Origin of the sequence: Echinicola pacifica DSM 19836 (assembly GCF_000373245.1) — a bacterium.
In the GTDB taxonomy this organism is placed as follows: domain Bacteria; phylum Bacteroidota; class Bacteroidia; order Cytophagales; family Cyclobacteriaceae; genus Echinicola; species Echinicola pacifica.
Window position 1 is genome coordinate 478,091 of record NZ_KB890750.1, and the last position, 18,464, is coordinate 496,554.

15 protein-coding genes are annotated in these 18,464 nt (G+C 41.6%); 13 read left to right on the forward strand and 2 right to left on the reverse strand.

Annotated elements, in window-relative coordinates; genetic code table 11:
• Positions 1-1,008: 1,008 nt before the first annotated feature.
• Positions 1,009-3,810, reverse strand: coding sequence for a S9 family peptidase (locus B050_RS0112535; protein WP_018474272.1), 2,802 nt, complete (start codon positions 3,808-3,810; stop codon positions 1,009-1,011).
• A gap of 847 nt (positions 3,811-4,657) precedes the next feature.
• Here B050_RS0112535 and B050_RS0112540 point away from each other — a divergent pair.
• From B050_RS0112540 to B050_RS0112610, 13 genes are all read left to right on the forward strand, one after another.
• Positions 4,658-5,134 carry an Lrp/AsnC ligand binding domain-containing protein gene (locus B050_RS0112540; RefSeq protein ID WP_018474273.1) on the forward strand — a complete coding sequence of 159 codons (477 nt, stop codon included), beginning with the start codon at positions 4,658-4,660 and terminating at the stop codon, positions 5,132-5,134.
• Between the two features lie 270 nt (positions 5,135-5,404).
• Positions 5,405-6,850: a Fe-S cluster assembly protein SufB gene (sufB, locus tag B050_RS0112545; protein WP_018474274.1), complete on the forward strand. Its 1,446-nt coding sequence runs from the start codon at positions 5,405-5,407 to the stop codon at positions 6,848-6,850.
• A gap of 106 nt (positions 6,851-6,956) precedes the next feature.
• Positions 6,957-7,718, forward strand: a complete 762-nt coding sequence (gene sufC / locus B050_RS0112550; RefSeq protein WP_018474275.1) for a Fe-S cluster assembly ATPase SufC — start codon at positions 6,957-6,959, stop codon at positions 7,716-7,718.
• Positions 7,719-7,762: 44 nt separating this feature from the next.
• A complete protein-coding gene (sufD, locus tag B050_RS0112555) occupies positions 7,763-9,046 on the forward strand; it encodes a Fe-S cluster assembly protein SufD (protein WP_018474276.1) in 1,284 nt (427 codons plus the stop codon).
• A 10-nt stretch (positions 9,047-9,056) separates the two neighbouring features.
• Positions 9,057-10,280 (forward strand): cysteine desulfurase, encoded by a 1,224-nt coding sequence (locus B050_RS0112560; RefSeq protein ID WP_018474277.1) that lies wholly within the window; start codon positions 9,057-9,059, stop codon positions 10,278-10,280.
• Positions 10,277-10,708, forward strand: a complete 432-nt coding sequence (locus B050_RS0112565; RefSeq protein ID WP_018474278.1) for a SufE family protein — start codon at positions 10,277-10,279, stop codon at positions 10,706-10,708. The genes B050_RS0112560 and B050_RS0112565 overlap by 4 nt, the downstream gene beginning before the upstream one ends.
• A 6-nt stretch (positions 10,709-10,714) precedes the next feature.
• Positions 10,715-11,056: an iron-sulfur cluster assembly protein gene (locus B050_RS0112570; RefSeq protein WP_018474279.1), complete on the forward strand. Its 342-nt coding sequence runs from the start codon at positions 10,715-10,717 to the stop codon at positions 11,054-11,056.
• 52 nt (positions 11,057-11,108) lie between these two features.
• Positions 11,109-11,528, forward strand: coding sequence for a BrxA/BrxB family bacilliredoxin (locus B050_RS0112575; protein ID WP_018474280.1), 420 nt, complete (start codon positions 11,109-11,111; stop codon positions 11,526-11,528).
• A gap of 318 nt (positions 11,529-11,846) precedes the next feature.
• Positions 11,847-13,133, forward strand: coding sequence for a citrate synthase (locus B050_RS0112580; RefSeq protein ID WP_018474281.1), 1,287 nt, complete (start codon positions 11,847-11,849; stop codon positions 13,131-13,133).
• Positions 13,134-13,726: 593 nt separating this feature from the next.
• Positions 13,727-15,457: a DEAD/DEAH box helicase gene (locus B050_RS0112590; protein WP_018474283.1), complete on the forward strand. Its 1,731-nt coding sequence runs from the start codon at positions 13,727-13,729 to the stop codon at positions 15,455-15,457.
• A gap of 453 nt (positions 15,458-15,910) precedes the next feature.
• Positions 15,911-16,615, forward strand: coding sequence for a 16S rRNA (uracil(1498)-N(3))-methyltransferase (locus tag B050_RS0112600; RefSeq protein ID WP_018474285.1), 705 nt, complete (start codon positions 15,911-15,913; stop codon positions 16,613-16,615).
• Between the two features lies 1 nt (position 16,616).
• The gene (locus B050_RS0112605; protein ID WP_018474286.1) at positions 16,617-17,183 is read left to right on the forward strand and encodes a Crp/Fnr family transcriptional regulator; all 567 of its coding nucleotides are present in this window, start codon (positions 16,617-16,619) and stop codon (positions 17,181-17,183) included.
• A 124-nt stretch (positions 17,184-17,307) separates the two neighbouring features.
• Positions 17,308-17,622, forward strand: a complete 315-nt coding sequence (locus B050_RS0112610) for a DMT family transporter (RefSeq protein WP_018474287.1) — start codon at positions 17,308-17,310, stop codon at positions 17,620-17,622.
• Between the two features lie 9 nt (positions 17,623-17,631).
• Here the strand turns inward: B050_RS0112610 and kdsB are convergent, their stop codons facing one another.
• A complete protein-coding gene (gene kdsB / locus B050_RS0112615) occupies positions 17,632-18,360 on the reverse strand; it encodes a 3-deoxy-manno-octulosonate cytidylyltransferase (protein WP_018474288.1) in 729 nt (242 codons plus the stop codon).
• Positions 18,361-18,464: the final 104 nt, after the last annotated feature.

Here is an 18,464-nt window from a genome sequence, read left to right on the forward strand (position 1 = left end):
TATAGTGATTGGTCTTCCCACCGGCAAATGCCACACCTGACCATAGCAATCTTCATTCAAGGCTAATTCCACCAATGCTCGGCCATTATCGCAGACATAGCCTCATACCTTTCCTGAGCGGTTTTTGATTGAAGCATAGAAATCCATCTTTCTAAAATAATAAATAGGTTCTCGGCAATCACTCTTCTCCATATTTCCATCTTTGGAACCTCCTGGGATAGTTTTTCTAAATTATCCCTATTGATCACCATTCAGCTCACCTCATTTACGGCTTCAATATTTTCCTTGCTAGGGCTGTGGGTTAAAAACTGGTAAATGAAGATATGAAGTTGTTTTCAGGCATGAAGAAACAACTAATTTCTTTCCCATCCGGATCATTATAAAAAATGCGAAATATTCCTTTTTGGATAAAAGCAATTTCGTCACAATATTGTCCTTCCTTGATCCATAATCCCTCCTTAGGTATTGATAGGGTCCTAAAGTGACTTTCAACTATACCTTTTTCTTCCTAGCTAAGCTTTATGACCTGATCAATATTATCTAGAAATGACATAGCAGTATCTTTAGTTGGCAGGCAGCGGCCATTCAGAAGATTTCGACTCCTGTTTCAGTCCCTAATCTATGAATTATATACTGTATTGGAAACCGGAAGAATAAGAAAACTATGCTAGCCAACACTTAAATGAGGTCCTAAAAACATACACCCTATAACTTCCCCTTTTAGAATACAAAAGTAAGATAAGTAGGTCCTTAGTTTTATAACTGCATACTTATCGGATCCTTATAGAAAGGACAACTTCAGACCCCTGCTCCTATTAAAACGCAAGAAATCAATGCTGGATTAAACATAATCCATTTGGATAGCACCCACTTTTCCGCTCAAAAATAAAGCCACAGAGGCAGGAAGGATACCTTCCGTGCCTCTGGGGCTTTTTATAATGAATTCTTACCATCGGCAGAGTCCTTCTTTGTTGGAGGAATTACCTGCTGGCTATTTCTTATAGATTCCTATTCGGACAGTTCGTACTTTAAGGTTCTTCCTTTCTCTACAGCAGGTAATCCCTCAGTCATCCATAGTGGCGCTGGTGCACCTTTGAGGTAATAGTCAAAGAACTGACTCAATCGGATCGAAAGGTCTTTCCTGTTTTTTCGTAACCTCAGATTATGGTCTTCCCCATTATAGACTAATAGCCATGCAGGAGTTCGATTACGCTTTAGCGCCATAAAAAACTCAATTCCCTGATACCAAGGCACTGCTCCATCCTCATCATTGTGCATGATCAGCACGGGAGTATGCACCTGATCGGCATAGAATAATGGTGAATTTTCGATGTATTCCATAGGCTTTTCCCAAAGCGTGCCGCCTATTCGGGATTGTGTCTGCTCATATTGGAACATTCTGCTCATCCCTGTGCCCCAGCGAATTCCGCCATATGCCGAAGTCATATTGGCTACCGGCGCACCAGAACCTGCCGCCTTGAACATATCCGTTTGGGTAATCAGGTATGCCACCTGATAGCCTCCCCAGCTTTGGCCTTGGATAGCCATATTATCCGTGTCAATATAGCCTTTTTCGGCTACAGACAGCACTCCTGGCACTATGCAGTCATAAGCGCTCTTCCCCGGATGGCCAATATCATACTTGATATCCGGAACAAATACCACATATCCATTACTCACAAAATAACTGATATTAATGGTCGAGGCACTTGGGGATGGACTAATATATCGATGAAGGCGATCAGAACTTCTCTCATAAAAATACACCATGAGTGGATACTTTTTGGAAGCATCAAAATCCTCAGGTTTGTAGATCAGCCCTTGCAAAGAATCTCCCTTCAAGGTTACATACTCCGTCAATTCTACCGTTCCCCAGTTTACTTCCGCCTGTTGTGGGTTGGTTTCTGACACCTTTTCCAGGTTTTCAAAGCCCATATCTCCAACGTAAACTTCTGGGTATTCTTCAAAAGTGGACCTTCTCAACACAATAGCTTCACTTTCCTCAGCCTTCAATAATTCGAAGTACTGATGGTCCGAATATACTAAAGAAACCGGGGCGCTTTTAGCCTCCAGATCCCCTTTGAAATAGCCGCTTTTTTTAGTTTTGTCATTAAAAGCGCTTAAGATTAAAGGTGCTTTAGCATTGATATATTCCAGTTCCTCGTCCAGATCCTCTACTCTATAGCTGGTCTCCTCCCTATTCCCTGACCCTAGCGTGATATTTACAGCCTTGTCTGGGCTACTCGGATCTATCTTCCAAATATCATATTGGCTATACACCAGGAATTCCTCATCTCCCTCGGTCCATCCAGCACTTCCATAAGACCTAGGCATGCTCGGGCTATCGTGAATCTGATCATAGAAATTATCCTCAATCGCAGCAGTTAGGTTGATCAAGCTGCTTGATTTGGCATCATAGGCTATCCAGGCACTGTCGGGATAGCTGTACCAGGTCAGGAATTTCCCTGCTGGGGATAGCTCCGGATAACCCTGCACTTCTTTTGCTACCAGCTTTTTGTCGCCAGACTTCAGATCCACCCAATATACATCTCTACCGACCTGAATGTCCCAACTATAATTTATCCGATACGGATTATCATCGGTACCATAGGCCACTTCCAGCTTACGCTTGGGATCCAGCCTGATGCTGGTCACTGTTTTGTCCTCCAGCTGAGTGACTTTACCGTTTTTCAGGTCCATCACCGCCAAATAGCCTTTTTTTGACTCCTTATCTTTATTAAGCAGTTGCATCGGCTGGATTTCAGCATCTTGCCATCCCCAGATATCCAAGGACACCCTCTCATCCTCTAGAATGGTGCTGTCTTCTTCATAATCAAACGTCTTATAGTCATCAGAAACCTCAAAAAATAAGCGCTCTTCATCATAGGAAAAAGAAAGGCTGCCATTTTCGGAAATCCTTGAATCCTCCATCAAGGCCTTTTTCTGACTTTCTGGGAGTTCGCTGATCTCATTCTTTTTGGAAGAATAAGCATATAATGTATAATAAGGCTTCTTAGACTTAGCCGAATCCGCGGTGGCGAGATAAGCCAAAGCTTTCCCATTTCTGGATAAGCTTACTTGACTATACTTAGTTTTGCCGGAATCTAATAGTTGTTGCTCCCCCGTCTCTAAGTCCATTATTCCCAAAGCGGCATTTTCTAAGGTATCCTGACTTGCCAAAACATAGAAAAGTTTCTGGCCATTTTCGCTAAAGCCGTATTCATCTACTCTGGAGAGGGTATAGTTGGTCATCCCGTCGTAGGTCCGCACGATAAGGTCCGTTCCATCCGTTTTTAATACGGCTTTCTTGGTGCTATCTGCTGCAGTGGTATCCTTTTTTTCCTTGGTTTTCTCCATTAAGATAGCCAACCAATCTCCCGATTTCTTAGGAGTCTTAAAGGATTTGACCTGAGGGATAGTTTCGATTGTTCCTGAAGCGAGTGACAAGATAAACAAGGAGTCTTTAGGTAAATCCTTGGATTTTTTACCTTTCAGTTTGAGCATGCGAACCGTATCGTATTCAGCATTGATCTTGCCAACGGCCCATTTATTATTATGAGAAAAGCTCAGGTGAGCTCCTCTAGGAATAATTATTTTGGAGGCGGGCTGATCATGGTTTGCCACCTCTATCCTTCCATCCCCCTCCTGGGGACTGATTTCATAGCCGACCCACTGACCGTCTTTACTTAATTGAACAGATGACAGGGAATTCCACCGGTCATAGTCTTCATGTACCAAGCTTGGTTTTTGCTGCGCCAATACTGATCCAACCAGGAACAGAAGCAGCAATGTAAATTTTAATCTCCTCATAAAATACGAGCTTATATCAAATTAAATTTGGTTTAATCCTGAAAAATTAAGGATTTATATCCAGACCAATAGCCTTTCTATGACCAATGGTCTAAAAGGTTTTTGAAATGCCACATAGATACAAGAATCATCTTGGAAATTCCATGCTTGATTGATCTTTTTGAAAGATGGAACCAAAATAGGCTGCTAAGATGAGTCCGAAAACCATGTCCTTTAAATGCCCACGCGTCATACCCTTCAGCGCTTATTAATTGGACTTAAACCAACAATTCTAAAACTCCGCTCCAGCAGCATAGGAATGCCACAGGATCGATGCTGTGTTCCAGATCAGAGGATAAGGTAATCGTGGAATGAACACTGGATAGGAAGGTGGGATATAAAAACTGGATTTGAGTCTACTAATGCTCAAAAAGCGAGGAAAATGCCTTTAGAGGCTAATTTGTAAGTTTTAGGGAAGTTATATCTCAGGAATATTAAAAAAGGCAAGGATACTTCAGCGCTTTTAAGACCAAGAACTGGTCGAATATTGGCGAAGTGGAAAGGGCTAAAATCAAAAAAGTCTCGCCAGTAGCAAGACCCTTTTCAGAATATAAACCCAAATATAACTTTAGAGATTAAAAGTTTCACGTTCAAAACCATTGTAAAATAAAGAATTACACTAATAATCAAAAGATTATTCCAAGCCTCACTAATTCATCCCGAATTATAATTCCCTTTCACTATGTAATCCCAAAGTAAATACATTTTTATGTATTTTGCAAATCAAAAAAAATGTTCCCGTAAATTTTGACAATTCAACAATTTAAATGCATCTTTATTCAAATAAAGACAAGCAAATAAATAAATAATGGACAAAAATTTAGATATTGACAATGTTGATTTAAAGATCATCTCCTTACTAAATGAAGATGCCAAAACGCCATACACAGAAATTGCCAAAAAAGTGTACGTTTCTTCCGGTACTGTTCATGTAAGAATGCGAAAGCTAGAGGATATGGGCATTGTAAAAAGCGCCACCCTCAACATTGATTTTTCGAAATTAGGCTATGATATCTCTGCCTACCTGGGGATTTACCTTGAAAAAAGCTCCTTATACGATAATGTAATTGAGAAATTGAAAGAAATTGCCGAGGTGGTAAATGCCTATTATACCACGGGTAATTATAGCATTTTTGCAAAAATAATCTGTAAGGATACTAACCATTTGAGAGATGTGCTTAATAAGATACAAAAGGTGGATGGAATCGATAGAACAGAAACCCTTATTGTACTTGAAGAAAGCATCAACCGTCCTATCCAGCTTTTTGAGCAAGATGCTAAATAATATTGTAGAGAAAGTTAATTATTTAGATTAAATCTAAATAAAAAAAATATATAATTAAATACAGATATTCTTATCTTAAACACATAAAACCAAAAGCGCAAGAAAGCGCTTTTGGTGCATTAAACTTTTGCTATCAAGTACCTTAGAATCATTTTTTAATTGTTTTTCTCAATTTATCATAGAGAATTTTAATCCAATCGGAACAATAAATTTTAGATAAATGTTATATCTTTGCGCTACAAAATATAATTAGTCTAAATAACTCACTTTATGAGCAAAGACAATCAGATTTTAGAGGAGTTCACCTCGAAGGAATATGAACACGGTTGGTCTGTGGATTTTGAAGCTGACGAGGCTCCAGCCGGATTGAATGAAACCATTATCAGATGGATCTCCGCTAAAAAGGAAGAACCAAAATGGCTGTTGGAATGGAGGTTGAAGGCATTTCAGACCTGGCAAAAAATGACCGAGCCTGAATGGGCCAATGTTCATTACCCTAAAATAGACTTACAAGCCTTAAAATATTATTCTGCACCTAAGCAAAAATCCAAGCCTAAGAACCTGGATGAGGTGGATCCTGAATTGCTTCAAATCTATGAGCGATTGGGTATCAGCCTTAACGAGCAGAAAAAACTCCAAGGCATAGCCGTGGATGCAGTATTGGACTCTGTTTCTGTAGGAACCACTTTTAAGGAAACTTTGGGCAAATTAGGAATTGTATTTAGCTCCTTCAGTGAGGCGGTACATGAGCACCCTGAATTGGTCAAGAAGTACTTAGGTTCTGTGGTACCGATGACAGACAACTATTATGCTGCCCTTAACTCAGCAGTTTTCTCTGACGGCTCATTCTGCTATATTCCAAAAGGCGTAAGATGCCCAATGGAGCTTTCTACTTATTTCAGAATCAATGCTGCCAACACAGGACAGTTCGAAAGAACCTTGATTGTGGCGGAGGATGATGCTTATGTATCCTACCTGGAAGGCTGCACCGCTCCTCAAAGAGACGAAAATCAGCTTCACGCTGCTGTGGTAGAGATTTATGCTGCCACCAACGCTGAGGTAAAATACTCCACCGTTCAAAACTGGTATCCAGGAGATAAAAACGGTAAAGGTGGTATATATAATTTTGTAACTAAGCGAGGCATCTGTGCCGGTAATCACTCCAAGATTTCCTGGACACAGGTGGAGACCGGTTCTGCAGTCACTTGGAAGTACCCATCATGTATCCTCAAAGGGGATAATTCTATTGGAGAATTCTATTCTGTGGCGGTAACTAATAATTACCAGCAAGCTGATACCGGAACGAAGATGATTCATATTGGGAAAAACACCAAGTCAAGAATCGTATCCAAAGGTATCTCTGCGGGCAAATCTCAGAACTCCTATCGTGGACAGGTGCAGGTGATGAAGCGTGCGGATAATTCCCGTAACTTCTCTCAGTGTGATTCCTTGCTGATGGGAGACCGATGTGGCGCCCATACCTTCCCTTATATTGATATTCAAAATTCCAGTGCCAAGGTAGAGCATGAGGCCACCACCTCAAAAATTGGCGAGGACCAAATTTTCTATTGTAACCAACGTGGTATCGCCACCGAGGATGCCGTAGCATTGATTGTCAACGGATACGCCAAAGAAGTGCTAAACCAGTTGCCAATGGAATTTGCGGTAGAAGCTCAAAAGCTCCTGGCACTTACCTTAGAAGGAAGTGTAGGTTAACCCTACGCTTACTAATAATTCCCACACAGAAACATGGATTTTTGGCTAGCTAATTCTCCATGTTTCTGAGTATAATACCAATCCTGAACAGAAATACATACAAATCATGTTATCCATAAAGAATTTACACGCATCTATTGAAGGGACGCCAATACTTAAAGGCATCAACCTGGAAATCAAAGCAGGAGAAGTCCACGCTATCATGGGTCCAAACGGTTCTGGAAAATCCACTTTGGCCTCAGTACTCGCAGGTCGTGAAGAATATGAAGTGACAGAAGGAGAAGTTACTTTCAAAGGCAAGGATCTTTTAGAATTGAGCCCTGAAGACCGCGCTAGAGAAGGCGTATTCCTTGCTTTCCAGTATCCTGTTGAAATCCCTGGCGTAAGCACCACTAATTTCCTTAGAACTGCCGTAAATCAAGTTCGTGAATATAGAGGTCAGGAAGCGTTGGATGCTGTTAAGTTTCTTTCTTTGATGAAGGAAAAAATGAAGTTGGTAGAGATCGACCAAAAGCTGATGAGCAGAGCCCTCAATGAAGGCTTCTCTGGCGGGGAGAAAAAGAGAAATGAGATTTTTCAGATGGCCATGTTGGAGCCTACCCTTTCCGTATTGGATGAGACGGACTCAGGCCTTGACATTGACGCTTTGAGAATCGTCTCCAATGGAGTGAATAAATTAAAATCTAAGGACAATGCTACCGTGGTGGTGACTCACTACCAGCGACTGCTGGACTATATTGTCCCTGATTTTGTACATGTATTGTACAAAGGCCAAATCGTAAAGTCAGGCACCAAGGAGCTGGCTATGGAGCTGGAAGAGAAAGGATATGACTGGATCAAAGCTGAGGTGGACGGAGCTTCTGTCTAAGTCATTAGATCAATACATGTCACACCTTATTATTAAGTAATTCCATGACTACCCTTACGCATAACAAAATCACTGGTTCTATCCTAGACCTCGCCAAGGCCCAAACGAGCTTTGGTACCTTAAGACAATCAGCTATCAAGTTTATAGAAGAAAATGGACTTCCTGCCCAAAAAGCGGAGGAGTATAAATTCACACCTATAGTAAAGAAGCTTGAGAGTAAACTTAGCAATTTCCACTTGGCAGCAGCCACATCTATTAGCCAATCTGATGTGGAGCAGGCGATGATTCCTGGATTAGAAGCAGACGTACTGGTATTTGACAATGGTCATTTCAGCCCTGCCCTATCCAGCTATACCCAAGACAATTATACCGTTAGTTTATTTTCTGAACTGGATGAGCAAGGACAATCCACTATTGGCCAAGTGGCAAAAATAGAGAAGGATCCTTTCACAGCGCTTAACTCTGCGATATTTGCGGATGGAATCTCCATAGAAGTTCAGAAAAATAAAGCGGTAACCAAGCCTATCGTTTTCATGCATTTTATGCAGGCAAACCAAGGTGATATCATTGCTCCCAGGATTTATATTCATGGTGCAGAAGGGACCGAAGCTTCCTTCCTGGAGCAGATCATCAGCACAGATGACAAGGCTTATTTCTTCAACCCAGTGGTTGAGGTGAAGGTAGAGCGTAACGCCCACCTGAGGTATTATAAGCTTCAGGATGAGAATCCGGAAGCTTTGGGAGTGAATAACCTGGAGGCGGACATCCATCGCGATGCCACTTTCACTACGGTGACACTTTCCCTTCGAGGTGATATGCTGAGAAACAACCTCAACCTAAACTTATTAGACAGTGGTTGTGAAGGCAATATGTATGGATTGTACCTATTGGGTGAAACCACTCATGTGGACAACCACACCAATGTGGATCATACCATGCCGCATTCCGAATCAAATGAGCTCTATAAAGGCATCCTGGCGGACAAGTCCCGAGGCGTCTTCAATGGCAAAATTTTCGTAAGACAGGATGCGCAGAAAACCAATGCTTTTCAGCAAAATAATAATATCCTATTATCCAATGAAGCGATCATCAATACCAAACCCCAGTTGGAGATTTGGGCAGATGATGTGAAGTGCTCCCATGGATGCACCACGGGCCAGTTGGATGAAGAGGCATTATTTTACCTACAAGCCAGAGGAATAGGAAAAGATCAGGCAAAAGCCTTATTGCTTTATGCCTTTGCTGGTGAAGTAATGGATCATATAAAAATTGACGTGCTCAAAGAGCACTTTATAGGCTTAGTTCAGGCAAGATTAGAAAAATTCTAAAACATCTTTCATGACCTTAGATATCCAAAATATCCGAGGGGAATTCCCGGTACTTCACCAAGAAGTCAACGGAAAACCCCTCATCTACTTAGACAATGCCGCCACTACGCAGAAGCCTTCTGCCGTACTGGAGGCATTGTCTGCTTATTATACCCAAGACAATTCCAATATTCATCGCGGTGCTCACACCTTAGCGGATCGGGCCACCCGATCTTATGAGAAGACCAGAGCGATGGTGCGGGAGTTTCTGAATGCCAAGGAGGAGGAGGAAATCATCTTCACCAAGGGCACCACCGAAGGCATCAACCTGGTGGCAGCCACTTACGGCAGGAAATTCCTTCAAGAAGGAGATGAAATCATTATATCAACTCTTGAGCATCACTCCAATATTGTTCCCTGGCAATTGCTTTGTGAAGAAAAAGGAGCCATTCTTAGGGTGATCCCAATCAATGATCAGGGGGAACTCCTGATGGAAGAGTATGATAAAATGCTCAGTTCCAAAACAAAGATCGTATCAGTCGTACACGCCTCCAATGCCCTTGGGACGATCAATCCCGTTCGGGAGATCATCGAGAAGGCACATAAAGTGGGAGCAAAAGTCCTGCTCGATGGAGCTCAATCCAGCGCACATTTGGATATCGACGTGCAAGCCTTGGATTGTGACTTCTTCGTGATGTCTGCGCATAAGCTCTATGGTCCCACAGGCCTAGGCATCCTTTACGGGAAGCGGGAGATTCTGGAAGCTATGCCTCCTTACCAGGGAGGCGGAGAGATGATCAAAGAGGTGACTTTTGAAAAAACCACCTTCAATGATATCCCCTTCAAATTTGAAGCTGGCACACCTAATATTGCTGATGTGATAGCTTTCCAGAAGGCCTTAGAATTCATTAATGCCATTGGAAAACCTGCGATCAGGGCCCATGAGGAGGAACTGATGGCGTATGCGGAGGAAAAACTCGCACAGATCAAAGGATTCATTCCAGTGGGGACTGCGGATCAGAAGGTGAGCGTTATCTCCTTTTTGATCAATGGCATGCATCCATTTGATATTGGAATGATGCTTGATGCAAATGGTATAGCGGTTCGTACCGGTCATCACTGTACCCAACCTTTAATGGGTAGATTTAATATTGAGGGAACTGTCAGGGCCTCTTTTTCTGTTTACAACACCAAAGAAGAAGTGGATCGCTTATGCGAAAGTATAAGTAAAATAGCCAAATTGAAGAATAAATGAGTGATATAAAGCAAGTTCAAGATGAGATCATCGATGAATTTACCATACTTGAAGGGGATCGGGAATCCACCATATACTATATAATGGAGCTAGGAAATAGGCTGGATCCATTTCCCGAGGAGGCTAGATTGGACGAAAACCTCATCAAAGGTTGTCAGTCCAAAGTTTGGCTGAGCACGGGGGAAAAGGATGGTAAGGTGATTTTCAAGGCAGACTCTAATACAGATATTACCAAAGGACTAATAAGTTTATTGATCCGTGTCTTATCTGATCGCAGTCCAAAGGAGATCATCGATGCTGATCTTTATTTCATAGAAAAAATAGGTATGGGCAATATCATTGGATCTCAGCGATCCAATGGGCTATCGTCCATGATCAAGCAAATGAAGCTTTATGCAATTGCCTATCAAACCAAACTTAAGGTATAACCAATAATGGCTGAAGATACTTCCAATACTCAAGCAGCAAATATTCCCGATCTAAGGGAAAAAGTCGTTCAGGCTATCAAGCTAGTGTACGATCCAGAGATTCCTGTGGACGTATATGAGCTAGGGCTGATTTACGAGATCACTGTGTATCCTGTAAATAATGTGTATGTGATGATGACCTTGACCTCACCCAACTGTCCTTCTGCGGAGTCTATTCCAGCAGAGATCAAGGACCGTATTCAGCAGATTCAAGGCATTAATGATGTAGAAATAGAGCTTACCTTTGACCCGCCCTACTCTCAGGACATGATGTCTGAGGCTGCACAGCTGGAGCTTGGGTTTCTATAAAGGTAGGATCAGCAATAATAATCTTTCGAATAAAATTAAAACAAATAGTTATATGTACCCTGAAGAATTAGTAGCACCAATGCGTGCTGAATTGACAGAAGTAGGATTCTTAGAATTCAAAACTGCTGAAGATGTAGAATCTCATCTAAAGGACCATAAAGGCACCACTTTTATTGTAGTCAATTCTGTGTGTGGTTGTGCAGCAGGCGCTGCCCGTCCGGGAGTAAAATATGCTTTGGACAAGACCGATGCCCGTCCTACGGTATTAGCCACGGTATTTGCCGGCAATGACACTGGCGCTGTTAACAAATTACGTGAAGCCTGCCTTCCTTACCCTCCTTCTTCCCCAGCCATGGCTTTGTTTAAGGATGGAGAATTGGTACACTTCGTAGAAAGACACCATATTGAAGGTAGAAATGCGCAGCTGATCGGAGAGCACCTTGTAGAGGTATTCGAGCATTTTTGCAAATAATATTGAAATAGTCCGCCATTTGCGGACTATTTTTTTTGGGAATCCCCCAAGCAAATGCCATTCACTCCATCGGCACAATATTCTGAGAAAATCAGATAATGCCTGATAAGATTTGAGCAATTTACCAAACCTTATTTTTAAATTGCGCGATTGGCATCCAAGGCATTTTATGGAACAAATTTTAAGTAGTTCTACTTAATTTTATTCATGTAAATAATGCCGTTATATATGTAAATAAGGCGGTTTTTTATTATCTTAATGCCGCCAAATACGGTTTCAAGATAAGATAGAACCATAAAATAGATAAACTTAAAACTTATGTCTGAAATAGCTAAGTTATCCTTCGATGGTAATGAGTATGAATTACCAGTTACAGAAGGTACTGAAAATGAAAAGGCAATAGATATTGCCAAATTACGAGGTCAGTCTGGATTAATAACTTTAGACCCAGGATTCAAAAACACAGGATCCACCCAAAGTGCCATCACCTTTTTGGATGGTGAGCTAGGAATTTTGAGATACCGTGGGTATAACATTGAAGATCTGGCCGAAAAATCAAACTTTTTGGAAGTTTCTTATCTTTTGATTTATGGTGAATTACCTACTCAAGAGCAATACGACACCTTTGCAAAAGAGATCACGTATCATACCCTTGTACATGAGGATATCAAAAAGATCCTTGACGGATTCCCTTCCGTTGCCCACCCTATGGGCGTATTGTCTTCTTTGATCTGCTCACTCACTGCCTTCTACCCTACATCACTTGATCCTAACAGGACAGATGATGAGATTATGCTAAGCATCGTGAGACTTATGGCTAAGCTGCCTACTTTTGCGGCCTGGGCTTATAAAAACAAAATGGGGCATCCAGTAAATTATCCTGACAATAACCTTGATTATTGCTCTAATTTCCTGAAAATGATGTTTGCACTTCCTGCCGAAAAGTATGAAGTCGATCCTGTAATCGCCAAAGCACTGGATAAGCTACTGATCCTTCACGCTGATCATGAGCAAAACTGCTCTACTTCTACCGTGAGAATCGTAGGTTCTTCCCAAGCCAGCATCTATGCCTCCATCTCTGCAGGTATCAATGCTCTATGGGGTCCACTTCATGGCGGCGCCAATCAGTCTGTAATTGAAATGCTCGAAGCAATCAAGGAAGATGGTGGTGATACCAAAAGATACCTAGACAAAGCAAAGGACAAGAATGATCCATTCCGTCTGATGGGCTTTGGTCATAGAGTGTACAAAAACTTTGACCCACGTGCTAAGATCATCAAAAAGGCAGCAGATGAGGTTCTTGCAAAACTCGGTGTAAACGATCCTGTATTGGAGATCGCCAAAGAACTGGAAGAAGCAGCCCTTAACGATCAGTACTTCGTAGATAGAAAACTATATCCAAATGTGGATTTCTATTCCGGAATTATCTATCGTGCCCTAGGCATCCCTACCGATATGTTTACAGTGATGTTTGCACTCGGTCGTCTGCCAGGCTGGATCGCTCAGTGGAAAGAAATGAGAGAAAATAATGAGCCTATCGGTCGTCCTAGACAGGTATATACCGGTGCTAACGAGAGAGGCTATAAGGAAATGGGTAATCGCTAAGAAATTAGCCTTCCTAAGAATATAGAAAGCGGAGAGAAATCTCCGCTTTTTTTTGGTCTAATCCAGAAACTCAGCCTTAATAACCAGGGTCGTCAAAAGCTATAATTTATAAAACATTCATCTCATGGAGTCTAAAGAAGGGATGGTAAAACCCAGTAATGAGCAGGGTATGTTTGTGGATTTTTTAGAAATCTCATTCGACAAGTTCAATATTTTCAGGTCTAAATCAGGCGAAAGAGTTCTTAAAAAATAGACTGAGTCATATTAGGGTTGACAGAGAAAAGGGGGTAAAATATTCCTCGTTTTGGAGGTAAAAGGATCAAAATGAATGATTCTGAATTAGTCAAATACAAATTAATCGACTTCCTATTGAGCAGGTTTAGACCTCTTTACCAAATTATTTACCTGCTTTACGGCTATTTTTTGAGGATTATTCTAAATATTTTCTAAACCCATTTGCATATTAAAAAGATAAGCCATATCTTTGCAGCTTAATAATTAATAAAGTATTTTTCTGAGTCGTGATATTCCTTACTCTGTCGTTTTGAGGGTTAAATTAGAGGAAATCAGGGCGCAGATGTAAGGAAAACTTCATGGAGAACGAAATGTTATTTTCAGACCTGGGTATTTCAGCAGAAATCCTACAGGCCGTGGAAGAGATGGGCTATACCCAACCTTCCCCAATTCAAGCACAATCTATCCCAACAATGTTGGAAGGTCGCGATGTAATCGGACAAGCACAAACTGGAACTGGTAAGACTGCGTCTTTCGGTATTCCAATTGTGGATATGGTTGATGCATCAAGCAAAGCCCCACAGGCGCTTATCTTATGTCCAACGCGTGAACTTGCTGTTCAGGTAGAGGGCGAAATCACCAAACTTTGCAAATACAAAAAAGGCATCTTCAGTACAGCCATCTACGGTGGTGAATCTATCGACCGCCAGATTAGATCCCTCAAAAAAGGTGTTCAGATCGTGGTAGGTACTCCTGGTAGAATCATGGACCATATGAAACGTGGTACTTTGAAGCTGGATACTGTTAGAACCATCGTATTGGATGAGGCTGATGAAATGTTAGACATGGGTTTCAGAGAGGATATTGAAAAAGTCCTTAGCGAAATGCCTGAAGAAAGACAAACCATCTTCTTCTCTGCCACGATGGCCAAGCCGATCATGGACTTGACTAAAAAGTACCAGAACAATCCTGAGATTGTAAAAATAACTAAGAAAGAGCTTACTGTAGAAAACATCTCTCAGGTGTACTATGAAGTGAAGCCTTCTCTTAAAATGGAACTGATCACTCGTTTGATCAATATCCATGCCTTCAAACTAGGCGTAGTATTCTGTAACACCAAAAGAGCAGCTGACGAAGTTACTGAAGGCCTTATCGCCCGTGGTATCTCTGCTGAAGCCCTTCACGGTGATCTATCTCAGGCACAAAGAGACAAGGTGATGAACAAGTTCCGCAAAGGACATTGTACTGCCTTGGTAGCTACTGACGTGGCAGCTCGAGGAATTGATGTGGACAATGTGGAAGTAGTATTCAACTATGACCTTCCATTGGACGAGGAGTATTATGTACACCGTATCGGAAGAACGGGTCGTGCAGGTAAGTCTGGTCAGGCCATATCATTCATCACAGGTCGTAAAGACATCTTTAGACTTAAAGATCTGGAAAGATATATTAAGGTATCATTGACCAAAATGACTCCTCCTTCTGTTACTGAAATGTTAGAGCAGAAAAAAGAGCAATTGGTACGTGACGTAACCACCCAATTGAGCAAGGATGAAGATAACCAGATTTTCGAATCTGCTATCGGACAGATGCTTGCTGAAGGACTAAGCATGGATCAAGTAGCTCTTGGCCTGGCTAAACTTCAAATTGGAAATTCTATGGAAGAGCTTTCTGATATGAACTTTGAGCTTAACCTAAGTAAAGAAAGAGGCGGAGAAAGAGGAGATAGAGGCGCTAGAGGCGGCAGAGATAAGTTCGAAAGAGGTGGCCGTAGAGGTGCCGGAAGAGAGAGAAGCGGCGGAGATCGTCCTGCTCGTAGAGGCGGACCTAGAGAAAAAGGCAGCAGAGATGCAGATATGGCCAGACTATTCCTAAACCTTGGAAAGAAAGACCGTATCAGACCAAATGATATCGTAGGTGCCATCGCTGGCGAAGCTGGAATCTCCGGTAGAGAAATCGGCGGTATCGATATCTATGATAACTTCTCTTTCGTAGATGTCCCTTCAAAAGACGCAAACCACGTGATCAGTGTCATGAAAAAGAATACCATCAAAGGTAAATCTGTAAACATGGAACTATCCAAAGGTTAATTATATAAAGGTTAATTAAGGTTAAAAAAGCGCAAACCATCTGGTTTGCGCTTTTCTTATTTTTACCCTCAGCCATTTTTTACCCATGACGCTGAGTACATTGACCTCTTCAATTATAAAAAGTATATCCAACAAACCATTTCAACCCCTCTAACCCCTATTGCGATCCAGCTGGGTCATCAAATTCCTGATAATTTCAATTCTTACTAAGAATTTTGAAAATTAGATCCAATACTAATTCCTCCCATTGCAGGAAGTCTTTTTAAGCCCTGGAGATATAATCCCTACATCTTTTTATATTTGCAGCTGCAAACACCTTGCTTTTGGTGTTTTATGAAAGGAAATAGAGGAGTCCTATTTTGACATGGCTATAGCCTATTTAGATGGATAGCTCTAACTCTTCCTATTCCCTTCGGCCTTAGTTCTGATCAGCACCGTATAATTATAGATAGCATGCAACTGTTTTACCAAAAAGAAATCCACTCCGCTCAGATCGATTTGGAACAAGAAGAATCCAAACATCTCGCCAAGGTATTAAGGAAAGTAGTGGGTGATGAAGTCCACCTGACGGATGGTGTGGGCACCTTATATACCTGTAAGATCGTGGAAATTACCTTGAAAAAAACAAGGCTGGAAATAATTCAGAAAAGTGAAACCCCTGCCCTCTCCCACCATATCCATCTGGCCATAGCCCCCACCAAAAGTGCGGATCGAATGGAGTGGATGCTGGAAAAAATAACAGAAATAGGCTTTCAGGAAATTACTTTTCTGAAAACTCAGAACTCTGAACGCGTATATCTCAAACCCGATCGACTCGAAAAGAAGCTGATTTCAGCCTGTAAGCAGAGCCTAAAAACCCAGTTTCCAATCATCAATCCTCTGGTAAACTTTAAAGAATTACTTGCTACTACAGCCCAGAATTATGAGGAAAAATACATTGCCTATGTGGATGAAAACAATCAAGATCACCTCTATAATTTAGCTGAATCAGGAAAAAAGTATCTGGTTTTGATAGGTCCTGAGGGAGATTTTAGTCCCCAGGAAATTGATTCGGCCTTTAAAGCGGGGTTTAAAGCCTGCAGCTTGGGACACAGCCGACTGAGAACCGAAACGGCGGGATTAGCCGCGGTACATTCACTAGTACTGAAAAACTATTAGTATGCTATTGGAAGAGATTCTGGCTCAAAATCATCAATTAGACCCAGCAAGTATTGCAGAAATAGCTGGGTCAGGAAAAATCACTAGCTACCCCAAAGGACATCTTTTAATCGAGGAGGGGAAATTAGCCAAAAACTGCTTTATCCTCATACAGGGAAGCGTAAAAGCCCACTTAAACCATGAGGGAAAAGACATTGCCTTTTGGTTTGGATTTGATGGAGACATCCTATTTTCATATAATAGCAAATTACTCGGACTACCCGGATATGAAAGCATCACCAGTCTGGAGAAGTGTCAAGTATTCGAAATCTCTAATGAAAGGATCGAGACCCTGTGTCGAAGCAATATAAGGTTAGCACTATGGTGGAATAGAATAATTGAGCTCGAGCTGATAAAGGCAGAAAAGCGGCTAATTGACCGTCAATGCAAACCTGCCGAGCAACGCTATAGAGATTTGGTTTCCAGTCAGCCAGAGCTCTTGAACAGGATTTCCCTTGGGAATATCGCCTCATATTTGGGGATAAGCCAGGTTTCCCTCAGTCGAATAAGGAGTTTATCGAGAGCTTGATAAAACATATTACAAAGTAACACATTGGGTTTTTATGTATTTTTTTTGCCCTCTGCATGTGTTTTTTAACCTATGTAAAAAGATGAAAGCTTCAGGCTGATTACCTTTACAAAAAGAAAAAACTATGCCTTGGATTATATTAGTCTTAGCGGGCTTATTTGAAGTAGCCTTCACCACTTGCTTAAAATTGTCCCAGAATTTCACTAATTTGAAATGGTCTGTGGCCTTTTTTCTGAGTATAACGATGAGTTTTTATCTTCTAAATCAAGCTATAAAGAGTATCCCCATGGGCACGGCCTATGCTGTATGGACGGGAATTGGTGCAGCAGGCACCGTTTTGGTGGGTATTTTGCTGTTTCAAGAACCTGCCAGCACCCTACGTTTATTATTTTTGATACTATTAATTTCCTCCATCATCGGTCTAAAAGTCGTAGCCTAAAGAAGGTGTTTATAGAAAATGTCTTTGGTAAAAGGCAATGGCACGATCCAAATCCAATTTGGTATCAATGGCCACGGCTTCATGAGTAGTTTCTACCATTTTGATCCGTACTCCATGTTCTAATAGCCGAAGCTGTTCTAACATTTCGGCCTTCTCCAGCATGGACTTTTCCCAGCCGGTATATTCCATCAGCATATCCTTCTTATAAGCATATACGCCTATATGTCTATAATAATTGGGCTGGTATTGGTCCCGGACAAAGGGAATGGGGCTTCTACTAAAGTACATGGCAAAGGAATTTTGATCCACGACCACCTTTACTGAGTTCGGGTTGATGACGTCCACTTCATCGTCTATTTTACGCATCATGGAAGCCACCTTCACTTGTGGATCGGCAAATACCTGCACCAAATTAGCCAGGGATTCTTTATCCTGAAAGGGTTCATCCCCCTGGACATTAACCACCACATCCGCCTCAATGGAGGCAATAGCTTCGGCTATCCTGTCTGAGCCACTTTCATGGATCTTGGTGCTAAAAAAAACTTCACCGCCCTCCTTTTTTATTTGCTCAGCAATAGACTCATGGTCTGTCACCACTATTACTTGATCAAAAAGCCCCGTAGCCACCGTACTCAAATAGGTCCTTACAATCACAGGCTTACCACAAAGATCAGAGGTGAGTTTTCCTGGAAATCGAGTTGCCCCAAATCGGGCCGGTATCATCGCTACTATTTTCATACCGCAATGTTAAAAAAAATCCTGCGATTTATGCATTTTAAAATGCAAAATCCACCGGAATAGATAGTTCATATCTTATCAAGTCGGCCTGCTGTGAAGGCTTT